Below are 18741 nucleotides of genomic sequence, written 5' to 3'. Positions count from 1 at the left end.
TGGATTTTTCCTGGAAGGCTTTAAGTCCGGCTTTCTCCCCCAATGCGGGAACTTGGCGTTAATCATGTTTGGCGGCGTAGCACTCCTCAACCTCGACAGCAAAGGGCGATTGGCCATACCGGCCAAGCATCGCGACGCCCTGCTTGAGGGTTGCGGCGGGCGGCTGACGGTCACGGTCGATCCCAGCCAGTGCCTGCTGATCTATCCCCAGCCTGCCTGGGAACCTGTGCGTGACAAACTGAATAATCTACCTGCTTTCAATCCCCAGGCCCGCGCATTGCAGCGCCTGATCCTGGGCCATGCGGAGGAGGTGGAGATCGATTCCGCCGGCCGCATCCTGCTGTCTACCACCCTGCGCAGCTTTGCCCAACTCGACAAGGCCGTGGCCCTGGTGGGCCTGGGCAGCAAGTTCGAGTTGTGGGATGAAGCGCGCTGGCATGCGCAAACCGCTGCAGCGCTGGCCATGTCGCCAGCCGATATTGCAGCCCAACTTGACGGTTTCGTGCTGTGAGCGCCGCAGACTTTCTCCACCGCACGGTGCTGCTGACCGAAGCGGTGGACGGGTTGGCCATCAAACCCGACGGCTGCTACGTGGACTGCACCTATGGTCGTGGCGGCCATTCCCGCTTGATTCTTTCCCGCCTGGGGCCGGCTGGGCGCTTGATTGCGTTCGACAAGGACCCGCAGGCCGTCGCCAATGCCCGCAGCATTGCCGACCCCCGCTTCAGCATCGTGCATGAGCCCTATGCCGCCTTCCACCGTGGCCTGGATGAGCTGGGCGTGGGCCTGGTCGACGGTGTGCTGATGGACCTTGGGGTGTCTTCCCCCCAGATAGATGACGCCAGCCGTGGCTTCAGCTTCCGCTTTGATGCCCCGCTGGACATGCGCATGGATACGACCCGGGGCCAGACGGCCGCGGAATGGCTGGCAACAGCCGAGCAGGCAGACATCACAGAGGTGATACGGGACTATGGCGAAGAACGGTTTGCTAAACAGATTGCAGGCGCGCTTGTTGCGGCTCGGGTCGAAAACCCTGTCGTCACAACAGGACAACTTTCCCAGATCGTGGCAAAGGCCGTCCGCACCCGGGAGCCGGGCCAGGATCCGGCGACGCGCACCTTCCAGGCTATACGGATTTACATCAATCGTGAGCTTGAGGAGCTGTCGCTGACCTTGCCCCAGGCCTTGGGCCGATTGGCAGCGGGTGGTCGTTTTTCCGTCATTGCCTTCCACTCGCTGGAAGACCGTATCGTCAAGCGCTTTATGCAGGACGCCGCCAAGGCCGATCGCCTGCCTTCGCGCCTGCCGGTGCGGGCCGCCGATATCGGCGAGGCGCCGCTTAAGCTGATCGGCAAGCCGGTGCGGGCATCGCAAACCGAAGTGGATGAAAACCCGCGCGCCCGTAGCGCCATTCTGCGTATTGCAGAGCGTACCGGTGCGCCCATTCCTAAAGGGATGAGCGCTTAAGTGACGCGGTTGAACTTGTTGTTGCTCTTTGTCCTTATCGCCTGTGCGCTGGGGGTCGTTACCTCACAGCATAAAGCCCGGCGAGCCTATATCGAGTTGCAGAAGGCGCAGGCCGAGGCACGCCGTCTGGATGTGGAGTGGGGCCAGTTGCAGCTGGAGCAAAGCACCTGGGCCATGCATTCGCGGATAGAACGGGAAGCCTCGACCCGGCTGAACATGCGGGTGCCTGATGGGGCCCATACCCAGCTGGCTCCGGTGGCCGGAGGCGCGCAGTAATGGCCTACCGCACCAACAAGAACCTCGCGCTCAAGCTGCAGATGTGGCGTGCCTGGCTGGTGCTGGGCGGCTTGCTGACCTTGTTCCTGGTGCTGGTGGGGCGTGCTGCCTACCTGATGAGCTACAAGGAGGAGTTCCTGCGCGAGCAGGGCGAAGCCCGGTACAGCCGCCGTCTGGTGCTGGAAGCCAATCGCGGCATGATTACCGACCGCAATGGTGAGCCGCTGGCAATTTCCACCCCGGTGCAGTCGGTCTGGGCCAGCCCGCCGGACGTGCCCAAGCTGACCAACACGCAGCTGGCCAATCTGGCGCGTGCCCTGGACCTCAAACCGGCCGAGGTGAAACGCAAGCTGGCCGACAAGAAGCGCGACTTCGTCTACCTGCGCCGGCAGATGCCGCCGGATGCCGCCGAGCGTGTGCTGGGCCTGGGCATCCCTGGTGTCGCCAAGCAGACCGAGTATCGCCGCTTCTACCCGGCAGGCGAGGTGCTGGCGCATGTGATCGGCTTTACCGGCATAGACAACAAGGGCCAGGAAGGCTTTGAGCTGACCCGTGAATCCATGCTGGCGGGCAAGCCCGGCAGTCGCCAGGTGATCAAGGACAGGCGCGGCTACATCGTCGAAGACGTGACCAGCATAGAGAAGCCACGTGACGGCCAGACGCTGACGCTGAGCATAGACAGCAAGATCCAGTACCTGGCTTTCCGCGAGCTGAAAAAGGCGGTGGAAAGCACCAATGCCAAGGGCGGCGGCATCGTGGTGCTGGATTCGCATACCGGTGAGGTGCTGGCGCTGGCGAACATGCCCAGCTTTAACCCCAACAACCGCGAGAAGCTGGATCCGGCTTCCCGCCGCAACCGGGCGCTGACCGATGTGTACGAGCCGGGCTCCACGCTGAAGCCATTTACTGTGGCGGCAGCCTTGGAAACGGGCAATGTCACGCCGCAGACGGTGGTGCAGACCGGCAATGGCCGCTTCAGCATCGGCCCCTCTACCGTGCATGACACCAAGCCGCACGGTGCCATCACGGTGGAGCAGGTGATACAGCGGTCCAGCAATGTGGGCACCAGCAAGCTGCAGCTCGACATGGGCAGGGAGTACCTGTGGACCTTCTACGACAGCCTGGGCTTTGGCCAGCTGCCACGTAGTGGATTCCCCGGGGAGGTTGCGGGCCGCTTGCGGCCCTGGAAGAACTGGGTACCGATAGATCAGGCCACCATGTCGTATGGCCACGGTATCTCGGTGAGTTTGCTGCAGATAGCGCGGGCCTATCAGATATTTGCCACGGATGGCGAGATCAGGCCCATCAGTTTTCAGAAGTTGGTCGCTCCCTTGCCGGGGCGGTCGGTAATCAAGCCGGAAACGGCACAGGCGATACGCAAGATGCTGGAGATGGTGACCCAACCTGGAGGTACTGCGCTGCGCGCCCAAGTGGCGGGCTATCGCGTGGGCGGCAAGACCGGGACGGCGCACAAGCTGGCGGGCGGCGCGTACGCGACCGACAAATACGTGGGCTCGTTCGTGGGTATTGCACCGATGTCGGCCCCCAGGCTGATCGTGGCGGTGATGATAGACGAACCCGAACCGATACCTGGGCGCTACTACGGCGGCTATGTGGCTGCGCCGGTGTTCAGTGCGGTGGTGGCCGGCAGCCTGCGGGTGATGGGCATACCACCCGATGCGCCGCAGAACGTGCCGCAACTGGATATGTTGGGCGACCTTGTGAAGGAGGAAATGTGAAACCAGGCACTTGGCTTCTCCCTTCGCCCGATTGGGCTGCCATAGACGCGATCGCAGCCGGCCGGCGGGTGCTGGCCGATAGCCGGCAGATACAGCCCGGCGATGTTTTCCTGGCCTACAAGGGCGAGTACAGCGACGGCCGCGACCATATTGCCAACGCGATAGGCGCGGGTGCGGCTTGCATACTGTGGGAAGCCGAGGACTATGCCTGGCGCACTGAATGGGCTGCCGTGCCCAACCTGGCCATACCCCGGCTACGCGAACTGGCTGGCATCGTGGCGGCCCACCTGCTCGGCAATCCCAGCCAGGCACTGCATTGCGTGGGCGTGACGGGCACCAATGGCAAGACCAGCTGCGCCCATTGGCTGGCACAGGCCTATACCCTGCTGGGCGAGAAGGCTGCCTTGATCGGCACCGTGGGCTATGGCTTTCTGCCTCAGCTGGAAGAAGCCAGCCATACCACGCCGGATGCCGTCCGTTTGCAGAACCTGATTGCCCGCTATCGCAGCGAAGGCGCCAGCCACCTGGCCATGGAAGTCAGCTCGCACGGGCTGGAGCAGGCGCGTGCCCATGGGGTGGCCTTTCATACCGCCGTGTTCACCAACCTGACCCGCGACCACTTGGACTACCACGGCAGCATGGCCGCCTATGGCGCCAGCAAGCAAAGGCTGTTCGAGTGGGAGGGCTTGCGGGCTGCCGTAATCAATGCCGATGACGGATTTGGCGCCCAGCTGCTGGCCCAGCTGCCAGCGGGACTGGGCTTGTCCTATGGCCTGAATGCCGGCGATATCCGTGCCGATACGGTGGAAACCAGCCTGGCCGGGCTCAGGCTTGGGGTGGTTACGCCGTGGGGCCGGACCGAGATCAACAGCCCCCTGGTGGGGCGCTTCAATGCTTACAACCTGCTGGCCTGCCTGGGCGTGCTGCTCAGCAGCGGGGTGGCGCTGGCGGATGCCGCTGCAGTGCTGGGCCGTATCGAATCGGCCAAGGGGCGTATGCAACGCCTGGGCGGGGGTGACCGGCCGCTGGTGGTGGTCGACTATGCCCACACGCCGGATGCACTGGAGAAGGCCTTGTCCACCCTGCGCGAGATCATGCCCGGCAAGCGTCGGCTGTACTGCGTGTTTGGCTGTGGCGGCGACCGGGATCGCGGCAAGCGTCCCGAGATGGCACGTATCGCCTGCACCCTGGCCAATACGGTGATCATCACCAATGACAACCCGCGCACCGAGGACCCCAAGCAGATCATCCACGACATTCTGGAGGGCGTGGATGGTGCTGCGGCCAAGAACCCGCATTTTGGCGATTACAGCGTGCAACGTGATCGCGCCGCTGCCATTGCTGCTGCCATCGAGCTGGCTGAGCCCGGCGACGTGGTACTGATCGCCGGTAAGGGCCACGAGGAATACCAGGACGCGAACGGTGTGAAGGCGCCGTTCAGCGATGAACAACAAGCAAGGGCTGCATTGGCAGCCTGGAAGCCATTGAAGTGAACAACGTCATGCTGACTCTCGCCGCCGCGGCCGCCGCGCTGAACGCCACCTGGCGTGGCGACGGCGCCGTCGCCTTTCTGCGAGTGACGACCGATAGCCGTGATATCCAGCCGGGCGACCTGTTCGTGGCGCTCAAGGGCGAGCGTTTCGACGGCCACGATTTTGTGGCAGATGTACTGTCCCTTGGTGCGGCGATGGCCATGGTGGAGACGGGCCATGCCTGCTTGGCGGCCTTGCCCGAGACTGCCCCCCTGCTGCTGGTGGACGACACCCTGGCTGGGCTGGGCCGCCTGGCGGCCCACTGGCGCCGGCAGTTCGACCTGCCCGTGGTGGCGGTAACGGGCTCCAGCGGCAAGACCACGGTGAAGGAGATGCTGGCCACGGTGTTGCGGCTCAAGGCCGGCCACGATGCCGTGCTTGCCACCACCGGCAACCTGAACAACCACATCGGCGTGCCGCTGATGCTGCTGCGCCTGCGTGCGCAGCATCGCTATGCCGTGATCGAGATGGGCATGAACCATTTCGGCGAGATTGCCTATCTCTCCGGCCTGGCCGCGCCCACGGTGGCCTTGGTAAACAATGCGGGCACCGCCCACATCGAGTTCCTGGGGTCGCCGGCCGGCATAGCCCAGGCCAAGGGTGAGATATTCGAGAGCCTGGCTGATAGCGGTACGGCCGTGATCAACCTGGACGACGCATTCGCCGGTTACTGGCAGAGCCTGAACAAAAGCCGGGTGCGCCTGGGCTTTGGGCTGTTGCAGGGCGAGATACAGGCCCGCGAGGTGGAGATGCAGCCGCTGAGCAGCCGCTTCACCCTGCATACGCCCACCGGCGAAGCACCGGTGCACCTGCCAACGCCTGGCCTGCACAACGTGCGCAACGCCCTGGCGGTGGCTGCGGCCGCCCATGCGTTGGGCCTGAGCAGCAGCGAGATTGCTGCCGGCCTGGCGGCATTTGCCGGCGCCAAGGGCAGGTTGCAGCAAAAGCGCGCCGCCAACGGTGCCTTGCTGATAGACGATAGCTACAACGCCAACCCCAGTTCCATCCAGGCGGCCATAGACGTGCTGGCTGCCCTGCCGGCGCCACGCTACCTGGTGCTGGGCGATACCGGCGAGATAGACGACGTGGTCAAGCGGCATGCCGAATTGGGCAGCTATGCCAAGGCCAAGGGATTGGAAACGCTCTATGCCACCGGCCAGGGCATGCGCCATGCCGTGGCGGCGTTTGGCGACGGCGGTGCCTGGTTCGAGAGCCATGCCGAGCTGCTGGCTGCGCTCAAGCCGCGGGTAACTGCCGATACGGTGGTGCTGGTCAAGGGATCGCGCTTTATGCGCATGGAACAGATCGTCGAGGCACTGACCTCGGCAGAAAGCAAAGGAGCCTGAGATGCTGCTGTGGCTCGCCAACCTGCTCGGAGAGAATGTCCGGGCCTTCAATGTCTTCAACTACCTGACCCTGCGGGCAGTGCTGGCCACCATGACCGCGCTGTTCATCAGCTTCCTGCTGGGGCCTTGGGTCATACGCAAGCTGACCGAATTGAAGGTCGGCCAGGCTGTGCGTGACGACGGCCCGCAAACCCATCTGGTCAAGGCCGGCACCCCCACCATGGGCGGCACCCTGATCTTGCTGGCCATTGGCCTGACTACCCTGCTGTGGGCAGATCTGAGCAACCGCTTTGTCTGGGTGGTGCTGGGCGTCACCCTGGGCACTGGCATCATCGGCTTTGTCGATGACTACAAGAAGGTGGCGCTGAAGAATCCCAAGGGCCTGTCCAGCAAGCAGAAGCTGTTCTGGCAATCCATCATCGCTATTGCCACCGGCTATTTCCTGGCCAATACCGCCACCCTGCCGGCCAATACCGAGTTCATCGTGCCCTTCTTCAAGCACGTGGCCTACCCCTTCGGCAGCATAGGATTCATGGTGCTGACCTATTTCGTTATCGTCGGTACCAGCAATGCGGTGAACCTGACCGACGGCCTGGACGGCCTGGCCATCATGCCGACGGTGATGGTGGCCAGCGCGCTGGCGATCTTTGCCTATGTGGCCGGCAACGCCAAGTTCGCCAGCTATCTGCTGCTGCCCCATATCCCCGGCGCCGGCGAGCTGGCCGTGTTCTGTGCCGCCATGGCCGGCGCTGGGCTGGGTTTTCTGTGGTTCAACGCCTACCCGGCCGAAGTATTCATGGGCGATGTCGGCGCCCTGGCCCTGGGCGCTGCTCTGGGCACGGTGGCCGTGATCGTCCGGCAGGAGATCGTGCTGTTCATCATGGGCGGTGTGTTCGTGATGGAGGCACTCAGCGTGATGATACAGGTGGCCAGTTTCAAGCTGACCGGCAAGCGGGTGTTCCGAATGGCCCCGCTGCACCATCACTACGAGCTCAAGGGCTGGAAGGAAACCCAGGTGGTGGTGCGGTTCTGGATCATCACCATGCTGCTGGTGCTGGCCGGTTTGGCCACGCTGAAACTGCGCTGAGAAAAAACATGCAGAACGTGGGACATCATCGGCTGCAAAGCAGCCTGGGCAAGCAAGTACAGGGGTGGCGCAATAGCGTTGCCGCCGGTCTTGCCTGTGATGTCCTGCCATATAGCGTTGCGGTTGGAGAGAGGCAATGAACTGGGAAGCAAAGCACATCACCGTGGTAGGCCTGGGCGCCACTGGCCTGTCAGCAGCACGCTGGCTGGCCCGCCATGGGGCGGTCGTGACCGTGGCTGACAGCCGTAGCAATCCACCTGGCCTGAGCGAGCTACAGGCCGCTTTGCCGCAGGTGCCGGTCAAGCTGGGACCGTTTACCAGCACGACTTTTGCCGGTGCGGAATACCTGGTGGTGAGCCCAGGTGTGCCGCTGGCCGAGCCTGCCATTGCGGCTGCGGTGGACCGTGGCATCGAAGCCATCGGCGATGTGGAGCTGTTCGCCCGCGCCCATGCGACAACCCAGTCCCGCGCCAAGATCATCGCCATTACCGGCTCCAACGGTAAGTCCACCGTCACTAGCATGGTGGGCGCCATGTGCGAGGCCGCGGGCCTGAGCACCGTGGTGGCCGGCAATATCGGCCTGCCGGTGCTGGACGCCCTGCTGGAGATAGAAACCGAGGTACGGCCGCTGCCTGATGTGTGGGTGCTGGAGCTGTCCAGTTTCCAGCTGGAAACCACCAGCAGCCTGGCGCCCGATGCGGCGACGGTGCTGAACGTAAGCGAAGACCATCTGGATCGCTACGACACCATGCTGCATTACGCCATGGCCAAGGCGCGCATCTTTGAAGGCCTGGGCGCCATGGTGCTGAACCGCGAGGATGGCTACTGCCGAGGCATGGCCCGGCCTGGTCGGCAGGTGTTCTGGTTTGGCCTGGACGCGCCGCGCTCACCTACCGAATACGGCCTCAAGCCCTTCGGCTCGGGCCACGAGCTGGTGTGCGGCGACTTTACGCTGATGCTGGCCTCCGAGCTGCCGCTGGCAGGCTTGCACAATGCCGCCAACGCGCTGGCTGCCCTGGCACTGACGCGGGCCATCGGCCTGCCCACCTTGCCCCTGCTGCAAGCCTTGCGGCGTTTCCATGGCTTGCCACACCGGGTGGAGTGGGTGGCTGAGATCGGCGGCGTCAATTACTACGACGACTCCAAGGGGACCAATGTCGGCGCCACCGAGGCCGCCCTCAAGGGCATGAGCCAAGCCGTGGTACTGATCGCCGGCGGCGATGGCAAGGGGCAGGATTTCAGCCCGCTGGCTGCCGCCTGCCAGGGCAAGGTCAGGGCAGCCGTGCTGATAGGCCGGGATGGCCCGCAGGTTGCCGCCGCCCTCGCCCGCACCGGGGTCAAGTTGATCACGGCGGGCAGCATGGAAGAGGCGGTGACCCTGGCAGCAGCCGAAGCCCAGGTTGGTGATGCCGTGCTGATGTCGCCGGCCTGCGCCAGCCTGGATATGTTCAAGAACTACGCTCATCGCGCCGAGGTTTTCATCGCGGCGGTGAAGGCGTTGGAGCAATAAGACGTGAAGCTGTTCTATCAGGCCCTCAAGCGCCGCCCCGCCATGCATGGCTATGACCAGTCCCTGGTCTGGGCCGTGCTGGCGCTGCTCGCCATCGGCCTGGTGATGGTCTATTCGGCCTCTATCGCGGCGGCTGAAGTGGATAAGGATACGGGCTTTCGCTCCAGTTATTTCCTCTGGCGCCATGGCATTTTCCTGGGGGTGGGCTTTATGGCCGCCTTTGTGGCCTTCCAGATACCCATACGTATCTGGCAGCAGTACGCGCCCTATTTGTTCCTGCTGGGTATCGCCCTGCTGATCATGGTGCTGATACCGGGCATAGGCCGGGAAGTGAATGGCTCCAAGCGCTGGCTCAGCCTGTTCGTGGTGAACTTCCAGCCCTCCGAGGCCATGAAGTTCTTTGTGGTGCTGTATGCCGCCGACTACACGGTACGCAAGGCCGCCTACATGCACAGCCTGGTCAAGGGCTTTGTGCCCATGTTCGTGGTGATGCTGGTGACGGGGGTGCTGTTGCTGGCCGAGCCGGATTTCGGCGCACTGGCCGTGATCACTGCCATAGCCATGGGCACCTTGTTCCTCGGCGGCTTTGACTGGCGCTTGTTTGCCGGCCTGGTCGTCATGCTGCTGATCAGCTTTGTCGGTTTCATCCTCACCTCGCCCTATCGTATGGCGCGGGTGATCGGCTTCATGGACCCCTGGCAGGATCCCTATGGCAAGGGCTACCAGCTCAGCCACAGCCTGATTGCTTTTGGCCGGGGCGAATGGACCGGTGTGGGCCTGGGTGGCTCGGTGGAGAAGCTCAGCTACCTGCCCGAGGCCCATACCGATTTCCTGATGGCCATCATTGCCGAGGAATTCGGGTTTGTCGGCGTGGCGGTCGTGGTGGTGCTGTTTGCCTGGGTGGTGTTCCGCGCCTTCGCCGTCGGCATACAGGCGGCCAAGCTGGAGCGCTACTACTCGGCCCTGGTGGCCCAGGGTGTGGGCATGTGGCTGGGCATACAGACTTTCATCAATGTCGGCGTGAACGTCGGCTTGCTGCCCACCAAGGGCCTTACCCTGCCGCTGCTGTCATTTGGCGGCTCGGGCATCCTGTTCAACTTGATTGCCCTGGCCGTCCTGCTGCGCGTGGATTGGGAAAACCGGCAGATGATGCGGGGGTACACGGTATGAGCCAAGCGAAATCCATGCCGCTGGCCCGGCGCACGCTGATGGTGATGGCGGGTGGTACGGGCGGCCATATCTTCCCCGCCCTGGCCGTGGCCAAGGCCATGCAGGCCCGTGGCTGGCAGGTGGTGTGGCTGGGTGCGCGCGGCAAGATGGAGGCGGAACTGGTGCCCAAGCACCATATCACCATCGAACTGCTGCCCATAGGTGGTGTGCGTGGCCAGGGACTGGTGCGCAAGCTGGTGCAGCCGCTGGAGCAGGCTGTGGCGCTGTGGCTGGCCGTGGCCGCCATCTTCCGCCACCGGCCTGATGCGGTCATCGGCTTTGGCGGTTTTACCGGCTTTGCGGGGGGGCTAGCGGCCACCATGCTGTGGAAGCCCTTGATTGTGCATGAGCAGAATTCGGTGCCCGGCCTCACCAACAAAGTGCTGGCCCTGCTGGCGGATCGCGTGCTGACCGCTTTCCCTTCGGCCTTTGCCGGCAAGGGGCGGGTAGTGGGTAATCCGGTACGCGAGGACATCGCGGCCCTGCCCGCGCCGGCCGAGCGCTTCCGTGGCCGTAGCGGCCCTTTGCGGGTGCTGGTGGTGGGGGGCAGCCTGGGCGCGGCGGCGCTGAATGAAGTGGTGCCCAAGGCGCTGGCGCTGATGGACCCGGCCGAACGGCCGCTGGTGACGCATCAGTCCGGCAGCAAGCAGCTTGAACAACTGCGGGCGCATTACAGCGAGGCTGGTGTAGCTGGTGTTTGCGTGCCCTTTATCGAGGATATGGCCAGCGCCTATGCAGAGGCCGACCTGGTGATCTGCCGTGCCGGAGCGCTGACGGTATCGGAGCTGTCTGCCGTGGGCGTGCCCGCCATTCTGGTGCCCTACCCCAGCGCGGTGGATGACCACCAGACCGGCAATGCGGCCTATCTGGCTGATTTTGGCGCGGCCGTGCTGCGGCAGCAGTCGGAGCTGAGCCCGGCCTGGCTGGCGCAGCAACTGAAAGAGATGAACCGTACCCGCCTGCTGGCCATGGCCGAGGCAGCACGGACCCGAGCCTTGCCCGACGCAACCCGCGTCGTGGCAGATGTGATTGAAGAACTTGGCGCCTGAGGCGCCAGACAAGGGGTGGAACGTGAAAAGTGAGCTCAAGCCCTCTTTCACCACGGCGGCGCTGTGGCGCGGCACCCCTTGCGTGGCACGAGTAGAGAGATGAAACACAAGGTCAAACGCATACATTTCGTCGGCATAGGTGGTTCCGGCATGAGCGGCATTGCCGAGGTGCTGCTCAATCTGGGCTTTACCGTATCAGGCTCCGACCTGGGCGAATCTGCCACCACGGCAAGGCTGCGGTCGGCGGGTGCCACCGTGTTCCTGGGGCACGACGCAGCCCACCAGCAGCATGCCGATGTGGTGGTGACTTCCACTGCAGTGAAGGCAGACAACCCCGAAGTGGTGGCTGCCCGCGCCCGCCAGGTGCCGGTGATACCGCGTGCCATGATGCTGGCCGAGCTGCTGCGCTTCCGCCAGGGCATAGCCGTGGCGGGTACCCATGGCAAGACCACCACTACCAGCCTGATTGCTTCCATCCTGGCCGAGGCGGGGCTGGACCCGACCTATGTGATTGGTGGCCGGCTGACCGCCGCTGGCAGCAATGCCAAGCTGGGCAAGGGCGATTTCATCGTGGTGGAGGCCGACGAATCGGATGCCTCCTTCCTGATGCTGCAGCCGGTGTTGGCGGTCATTACCAATATCGATGCCGACCATATGGATACCTATGGCCATGACTTCGAGCGGCTCAAGCAGGCTTTTCTCGATTTTCTCGGCCACCTGCCGTTTTATGGCCGGGCTGCCGTCTGCCTGGATGACCCCAATGTGCGCGCCATCCTGCCCCAGGTAGGCAAGCCCCTGACGACCTATGGGGTGAGCGAAGACGCCATGCTGCGGGCCGAGCATATCGAAGCCCTGCCTGGCGGCCGCATGCGCTTTACCGCTGTATGGCGCAATGGTGTGGAAAGTCGTATCCCCATAGAGCTGAATGCCGCGGGCCACCATAACGTGCTGAACAGCCTGGCGGCCATCGCCGTCTGCCTGGAAGTGGGGGCATCCGAAGCGGCCATCCAGAAGGCCTTGAGCGAGTTTGGCGGGGTGGGGCGGCGGTTCCAGCGCTACGGCCAGGCCAGCCTGCCTGCAGGCGGCAGTGCCACGGTGATAGACGACTATGGCCATCACCCGGTGGAGATGGCCGCCACGCTGGCCGCTGTGCGGGGGGCTTTCCCCAGCAGCCGCTTGTTGCTGGCCTTCCAGCCGCATCGCTACAGCCGCACCCGTGATTGCTTTGAGGATTTCGCCCGCGTGCTGTCCACCGTGGACGCACTGGTGCTGACCGAGGTGTATGCCGCCGGCGAGGCACCCATTGTGGCGGCAGACGGCCGGGCGCTGACCCGTGCGGTCCGCGTGCAGGGCAAGGTGGAACCGTTGTTCGTGGAGGATATCAATGCACTCCCGGCAGCCATTCTGGAACACGCAAGAGACGGGGACGTGATCGTGACCATGGGCGCAGGCACCATAGGCGGCGTACCCGCAAAACTGGTAGGTAAGGCATGAACAAGTACGGAAAAGTCGCCGTCGTGATGGGCGGAACCAGCGCTGAACGCGAGGTCTCGCTGATGAGTGGTGCTGGCGTATTGGGAGCCCTGCAATCCCGCGGGGTAGATGCGCACGCATTCGACCCGCGCGACCAGCCCCTGTCGGCACTCAAGACTGAAGGCTTTGACCGGGTCTTTCTGATACTGCACGGCCCCTTTGGCGAGGATGGCACCCTGCAGGGCGCGCTGGAAACCATGGGTATGCCATATACCGGCTGCGGCGTGATGGCCTCGGCCATCGGCATGGACAAGCTGCGCAGCAAGCTGATCTGGCGCGCTTTGGGCCTGCCAGTGCCGGATTTCGAGCTGGTGGACGAGCACAGCGACTTTGCCGCCATCGAGCAGAAGCTGGGCCTGCCCCTGTTCGTAAAGCCGAATATCGAGGGTTCCAGCATAGGCGTGACCAAGGTCAAGGCTGCGGGCGAACTGAAGGCTGCCTTTGCGGAAGCCCGCAAGTACGACAGGGTGGTGCTGGCCGAACGCTTTATCGGCGGTGGTGAATACAGCGCACCTATCTTGGGCGATGCCGTGCGCGGTTACACCGTGTTGCCGGCCATCAAGATCGAGCCGGCTACTGAGTTCTACGACTACCAGGCCAAGTATTTCCGCGACGACACGGTCTACCGCTGCCCTTGTGGCTTGCCTGCAGAGCAGGAAGCCGCGATCGCCGCCCTGGTGGAAAAGGCCTTCTGGGCCATAGGCGGCCGTAGCTGGGCACGGGTGGATTTCCTGATGGATGAAGCCGGCAAACCCTATCTGCTGGAGGTCAACACCGCTCCGGGCATGACCAGCCATAGCCTCTTCCCCATGGGCGCCCGCGCCGCAGGCATGAGCTATGAGGACGTGGTGCTGATGATATTGGATACGACGCTGTAAGCGTTTGAAAGGCGGAACGTGAGCATTGCGGTAAAGACAAGGCTTGATGTGTGTGCCACCCGTACCAACCGGTACGGCGCACCCACGCACGCGCCTTGCAGGCCGCAAGCGTTGCTCCCTCGCCGACGGGCGAGGGCGGGGGGAGTGGGGTTCTATCAAGGGCACATCGCGACGCGGCTACTACGGTCCATCCCGACAAGCTTTGCTTGTCGTGCACGGTGCTTAAACCAGAGGGGACATCGCGATGTGGGATAAGCCCCAGGCCCTCAACTGGCTGGCCAACCTGCTGTTCGGCCTGGCCGTGCTGCTGTTCCTGTACGCAGCCCTGCTGGTTGTGGTGCATTCGCCGCTGTTTCCGGTGCGGCAGATCAAGGTGGATGGCAGCCTGGCCCATGTGACGCGCGAGCAATTGCAATACATCGTGAAGAACGAGCTGAAAGGCACGTTCTTTACCCTGGATCTGAACAAGACCCGGCAGGCTTTCGAGAAACTGCCCTGGGTACGCCAGGTCAATCTGCGGCGGCGCTGGCCCGATAGGCTGGACGTGACCATAGAGGAACATGTGGCGCTGGCTCGCTGGGGTTCGGTGGGCTTGGTGAACACCTTGGGCGAGCGTTTTGACGCGGCCACCAACGAGCCCTTGCCGGTGCTGGAAGGGCCTGAGGGCAGCGAGGCGGACATGGCCAAGGGTTATGTGAGTTTTCGGGACAGGCTGGTGGCTGTGCAGCGCAAGCCTACCCATGTGTGGCTGTCGGCACGCCGGGCCTGGCGGGTGCAACTGGATCACAGCCTGACGGTGGAGATAGGCCGCGATGATGTGGACGCCCGCCTGGGCAAGTTCATCAAGGCCTACCCCACCACGCTGGCGGTCATCAAGCGACCGGTCAGCTATGTGGACCTGCGCTACCCCAACGGCTTTTCGGTGCGGGTGCCGCCGGGCATGGTACCGCCCGCCAAGCCGCCCGAGGTGGCCGCATGAAGATGATTAGGAACGACGCCGCGATGACAGGCGCGGCGAACAAGGCAAAGCAGTCTGGAGAAATACGGTGAATAAACCGAGTACAACAAAGAACCTGCTGGTCGGCCTCGATATCGGTACCTCGAAGATCGTGGCGCTGGTGGCTGAAGTGCAGCCTGATGGCCGCATGGAAATCATCGGCCTGGGGCAGGCACCATCGAAAGGCCTGAAAAAAGGCGTGGTGGTGAACATCGAATCCACCGTGAGCGCCATACAGCGGGCTTTGGAAGAAGCCGAGCTGATGGCGGATTGCAAGATACGCGAAGTACTGACCGGCATTGCCGGCAGCCATATCCGTAGCTTCAACTCCCACGGCATGGTCGCCATCAAGGACAAGGAAGTCACTCAGGCCGATGTGGACCGGGTGATAGAGACGGCCCGTGCGGTCAATATCCCCACCGAGCATCAGATTCTGCACATCCTGACCCAGGAATTCATCATCGATGGGCAGGAGGACGTGAAGGAGCCGCTGGGCATGAGCGGAGTGAGGCTGGAGGTGAAGGTGCATATCGTCACCGGCGCCATCAGCGCAGCCCAGAACATCACCAAGTGCGTGCGCCGCTGCGGCCTGGAGATGAACGATCTGATCCTGCAGCCGCTGGCCAGTGCCATGAGCGTGCTGAGCGAGGATGAAAAGGAACTGGGTGTCTGCCTGATCGATATCGGCGGCGGCACGACCGACATTGCCGTGTTCTGCGATGGCGCCATCCGCCACACCGCCGTGATACCCATTGCCGGCGACCAGATCACCAATGATATCGCCATGGCTCTGCGGACGCCGACCAAGGAGGCCGAGGACATCAAGCGTGCCCATGGCATCGCCTTGCGCCAGCTGGCGGACCCGCAGCAGACCATAGAGGTGCCAGGTGTGGGTGAGCGCGGTCCGCGCCAGCTCAACCGCCAGACCCTGGCCGAAGTGATCGAGCCCCGGGTGGAAGAGTTGTACTCGCTGGTGCAGGCGGAGTTGCGCCGTTCCGGGTTTGAGGAGCGGCTGTCCAGCGGCATCGTGATCACCGGCGGTTCGGCCCAGATGCAGGGCATGGTGGAGCTGGGTGAAGAGGTATTCCACCTGCCGGTAAGGCTGGGGGTGCCCAAGTATGTGGGTGGTTTGGCCGAGGTGGTGAAGAACCCCCGCTTCTCCACCGCCGTGGGTCTTTTGCTGTTGGGCAAGCAGCAGGCCCAGCGCAATGGTTTGAAGACGATGCAGGGCGCCAGCTTCGGTGGCCTGATCGAACGCATGAAGACGTGGTTCCAGGGCAATTTCTGAGGATTGTCAGGCCGGAGGTCCGGTCGGCAGCAAGTTTCGTTTTTCGATTGAGTTGAGTTAGTTCGGGCACAGAGGAGAGAGCAATGCCTATTTCGTTTCTGGAAGCAGCGCAGGACATAGTCCCGGTCGCCAGGATCAAGGTGATCGGTGTCGGTGGTTGTGGCGGCAACGCTGTGGACCACATGATTGATGCCGGTGTGACGGGTGTGGAGTTCATCTGCGCCAACACCGACGCACAGGCGCTCAAGCGCAACCGCGCCGATAACGTGGTGCAGCTGGGTGGCAACCTGACCAAGGGCCTGGGTGCCGGCGCCAACCCTGATGTAGGGCGCGCCGCGGCCGAGGAAGACCGCGAGCGTATCGCCGAGATGCTGGAAGGTGCCGACATGGTGTTCATCACCGCCGGCATGGGTGGCGGTACCGGTACCGGTGCTGCGCCTATCGTGGCCGAGATCGCCCGTGACAAGGGCATCCTGACCGTGGGTGTGGTGACCCGTCCGTTCGCCTTCGAGGGCAAGCGCCAGAAGGCCGCACAGGCTGGTATCGACGAGCTGCAGAAGTATGTGGATTCGCTGATCATCATCCCGAACGAGCGCCTGATGCAGGTGCTGGGCGACGATGTCTCGTTCAAGGATGCCTTCAAGGCCGCCGATGACGTGCTCAAGGGTGCCGTGGCCGGTATCGCCGAGATCATCAATGTGCCAGGCCTCGTCAACGTGGACTTCGCTGACGTGAAGGCCGTGATGACCGAGATGGGCATGGCGATGATGGGTTCGGCCCATGCCGAAGGGATGGACCGTGCCCGCGTGGCTGCCGAGCATGCTGTCGCCAGCCCGCTGCTGGAAGACATCAGCCTGAACGGCGCCCGTGGCGTGCTGGTGAACATCACCGCCGACTACAGCCTGAAGATGCGTGAAGTCCACGAGGTGATGGAGACCGTCAAGGCCTACACCGCCGAGGATGCCCGCATCATCTTCGGTACTGCCTTCGATGAGGCCATGGGCGACAAGATCCGCGTCACCCTGGTGGCGACGGGCCTGGGTGGCCGTGAGTCGAAGAAGAGCCCCAACCTGCACATTGTGCAGCGCACGGGTACCGATGATGGCATGCCCGCCATGGACTACGAGCAATACGACCAGCCGGCAGTGTTCCGTAACAGCCGTCGTGCCGGTAGCGTAGGCGCCGCGGTGGAATCGCCGCGCGGTACCGTGTTTGCCGGTGGCGACATGGACATTCCTGCCTTCCTGCGCAAGCAGGCGGACTGATGGTGATGGGCGCAGCCTGCTGAATCGGCAGGCTGCTTCCCGTCCTTGTGCAAGGCGGTGGTATCTGTACGTGGCTAGGCGGCGATAAGCGCGCCCTGCCGGGTACGCGGCTGACAAGCCAGGCATCTGCTTGCACCATCCGCTCGATAGCAAGGTTCAATCAGGACCGGTTTTGCGATATGGCAAAATCGGAGGGTGTCTGCACGCTGCAGATTTGGTGGCGGGCGGCGCATACCCCCAGTGAACGGCTCTCTCCCCGGGCACTGTGGGCGCATGCGCGCCCGCCATGCATCCAACTGAAAGCAACCGTATGATTTACCAGCGTACCCTCAAAGAATCCATACGCGCCGTGGGCGTGGGCCTGCACTCGGGCGAGAAGGTGGAGCTGACCCTGTCGCCGGCAGCGCCGGACAGCGGCATCGTGTTCCGCCGGGCAGACCTGCCTGGCCAGCCTGGTTTCAGGGTGGGGCCGGACCTGGTCAACGATACCCGGCTGTCTTCCACCCTGGTGAAAGATGGTGTCAGGGTAGCGACCATAGAACACCTGATGTCGGCCTTCGCCGGCCTGGGCATAGACAATGTGCAGGTGGATGTGACCGCGTCGGAAATGCCCATCATGGATGGCAGCGCGGCGCCTTTTCTCTACCTGTTGCAGCAAGCTGGCGTGCGCGAGCAAAAGCCGGCGCGCAAGCGTTATGTCAGGGTCAAGAAAGCGGTCGAGGCCATAGAGGGCGACAAGTGGGTGCGGTTGCTGCCGCATGAGGGGTACAAGGTCAAGCTGACCATAGAGTTCCGCCATCCGGCCTTCCAGAAAGCGGCGCAGACGGTGGAGCTGGATTTTGCCGAGACCTCTTACATCAAAGAAGTGGCCAGGGCCCGGACTTTTGGTTTCATGCATGAAGTGGAATACATGCGTACCAACGACCTGGGCAAGGGCGGCAGCATGGAGAACGCCATCGTGCTGGACGAGTACAAGGTGCTCAACCAGGAGGGCCTGCGCTTCGAGGACGAGTTTGTCCGCCACAAGGTGCTGGATGCGATTGGCGACCTGTATATCCTGGGCTACCCCCTGATTGCCGCCTTCGAGGGCTTCAAGTCGGGCCATGCCATGAATAACAAGCTGCTGCGTGCTTTGCTGGCCGACCCCGAGGCCTGGGAGTATGTCAGTTTCGACAGCCCGGAAGCGGCGCCCACCGCCTTCCACCGCTATACACCCGCCCGTATCTGACGATGCCCGCCCCGGCAGGCGCCGGGCCGGGTAGACTGCACGACACCATGTTCGCCATCCTGCGCTTTCTCTTTGTCGCCATTGTCCTGCTGTGGGGCTATTGCCTCTGGCGGGAGCGCCGTACTGGCGACCCATTCTGGCGCCGCGCGCGTGGCTGGCTGGCGCGCTTCAGCCTGGCTTTGCTGCTGATCATCGCCATAGGCCTGTTCGTCGAGCGCCTGAGTACCTGACAACGCGCTGGCTGCGGCGTGTGCCGGCAGGCGTCTGCGTAACCGGCGTGCCTGCATCTGCTGTGGCCGCTGCAACAGTTTGAGCTGGCTCTACAACAGCCATGCGC

Annotated in this window: 17 protein-coding genes; all 17 read left to right on the top strand. The window is 63.4% G+C overall.

The genetic code is table 11. The annotated features are described in order from the left end of the window. Positions 1–64 precede the first annotated feature (64 nt). The 17 genes from mraZ (at position 65) to V7714_RS09150 (ending at position 18634) form a co-directional block, all read left to right on the top strand. Positions 65–511: a division/cell wall cluster transcriptional repressor MraZ gene (gene mraZ, locus V7714_RS09230; RefSeq protein ID WP_284195711.1), complete on the top strand. Its 447-nt coding sequence runs from the start codon at positions 65–67 to the stop codon at positions 509–511. Next, positions 508–1467 (top strand): 16S rRNA (cytosine(1402)-N(4))-methyltransferase RsmH, encoded by a 960-nt coding sequence (gene rsmH / locus V7714_RS09225; protein WP_335709454.1) that lies wholly within the window; start codon positions 508–510, stop codon positions 1465–1467. The genes mraZ and rsmH overlap by 4 nt, the downstream gene beginning before the upstream one ends. Next, the gene (ftsL, locus tag V7714_RS09220) at positions 1468–1743 is read left to right on the top strand and encodes a cell division protein FtsL (protein WP_284195713.1); all 276 of its coding nucleotides are present in this window, start codon (positions 1468–1470) and stop codon (positions 1741–1743) included. Beyond that, positions 1743–3482, top strand: a complete 1740-nt coding sequence (locus V7714_RS09215; RefSeq protein WP_335709453.1) for a peptidoglycan D,D-transpeptidase FtsI family protein — start codon at positions 1743–1745, stop codon at positions 3480–3482. Before ftsL ends, V7714_RS09215 begins: the two co-directional genes overlap by 1 nt. After that, complete coding sequence (locus V7714_RS09210) at positions 3479–4975, top strand: UDP-N-acetylmuramoyl-L-alanyl-D-glutamate--2,6-diaminopimelate ligase (RefSeq protein WP_335709452.1); 1497 nt, start codon at positions 3479–3481, stop codon at positions 4973–4975. The genes V7714_RS09215 and V7714_RS09210 overlap by 4 nt, the downstream gene beginning before the upstream one ends. Before the next feature lie 8 nt (positions 4976–4983). Then, entirely contained in the window at positions 4984–6360 is a 1377-nt protein-coding gene (locus V7714_RS09205) for a UDP-N-acetylmuramoyl-tripeptide--D-alanyl-D-alanine ligase (RefSeq protein WP_335709451.1), read from the top strand. A gap of 1 nt (position 6361) precedes the next feature. Beyond that, complete coding sequence (gene mraY / locus V7714_RS09200; RefSeq protein ID WP_284195717.1) at positions 6362–7447, top strand: phospho-N-acetylmuramoyl-pentapeptide-transferase; 1086 nt, start codon at positions 6362–6364, stop codon at positions 7445–7447. A gap of 136 nt (positions 7448–7583) precedes the next feature. Further along, entirely contained in the window at positions 7584–8957 is a 1374-nt protein-coding gene (gene murD, locus V7714_RS09195; RefSeq protein ID WP_335709450.1) for a UDP-N-acetylmuramoyl-L-alanine--D-glutamate ligase, read from the top strand. A 9-nt stretch (positions 8958–8966) separates the two neighbouring features. Continuing rightward, positions 8967–10127: a putative lipid II flippase FtsW gene (ftsW, locus tag V7714_RS09190; protein WP_442890897.1), complete on the top strand. Its 1161-nt coding sequence runs from the start codon at positions 8967–8969 to the stop codon at positions 10125–10127. Next, positions 10124–11215: an undecaprenyldiphospho-muramoylpentapeptide beta-N-acetylglucosaminyltransferase gene (gene murG, locus V7714_RS09185; RefSeq protein WP_335709448.1), complete on the top strand. Its 1092-nt coding sequence runs from the start codon at positions 10124–10126 to the stop codon at positions 11213–11215. Before ftsW ends, murG begins: the two co-directional genes overlap by 4 nt. 99 nt (positions 11216–11314) lie before the next feature. Then, entirely contained in the window at positions 11315–12709 is a 1395-nt protein-coding gene (gene murC / locus V7714_RS09180; RefSeq protein ID WP_284195721.1) for a UDP-N-acetylmuramate--L-alanine ligase, read from the top strand. Further along, complete coding sequence (locus tag V7714_RS09175; protein WP_335709447.1) at positions 12706–13626, top strand: D-alanine--D-alanine ligase; 921 nt, start codon at positions 12706–12708, stop codon at positions 13624–13626. Before murC ends, V7714_RS09175 begins: the two co-directional genes overlap by 4 nt. Before the next feature lie 244 nt (positions 13627–13870). Next, entirely contained in the window at positions 13871–14605 is a 735-nt protein-coding gene (locus V7714_RS09170) for a cell division protein FtsQ/DivIB (protein WP_335709446.1), read from the top strand. A 67-nt stretch (positions 14606–14672) separates the two neighbouring features. Beyond that, the gene (gene ftsA / locus V7714_RS09165; protein ID WP_284195724.1) at positions 14673–15911 is read left to right on the top strand and encodes a cell division protein FtsA; all 1239 of its coding nucleotides are present in this window, start codon (positions 14673–14675) and stop codon (positions 15909–15911) included. Between the two features lie 89 nt (positions 15912–16000). Beyond that, positions 16001–17176 carry a cell division protein FtsZ gene (gene ftsZ, locus V7714_RS09160; RefSeq protein WP_441302641.1) on the top strand — a complete coding sequence of 392 codons (1176 nt, stop codon included), beginning with the start codon at positions 16001–16003 and terminating at the stop codon, positions 17174–17176. A 313-nt stretch (positions 17177–17489) separates the two neighbouring features. Further along, entirely contained in the window at positions 17490–18404 is a 915-nt protein-coding gene (lpxC, locus tag V7714_RS09155; RefSeq protein ID WP_335709613.1) for a UDP-3-O-acyl-N-acetylglucosamine deacetylase, read from the top strand. A gap of 47 nt (positions 18405–18451) precedes the next feature. Next, positions 18452–18634: a hypothetical protein gene (locus V7714_RS09150; protein WP_335709445.1), complete on the top strand. Its 183-nt coding sequence runs from the start codon at positions 18452–18454 to the stop codon at positions 18632–18634. Positions 18635–18741: the final 107 nt, after the last annotated feature.

This window comes from Chitinimonas sp. JJ19 (assembly GCF_036961565.1).
Taxonomy (GTDB): Bacteria; Pseudomonadota; Gammaproteobacteria; order Burkholderiales; family Chitinimonadaceae; genus Chitinimonas.
Note: the sequence above shows the minus strand (reverse complement) of the source record. Positions and strands in the feature narration are given on the sequence as shown.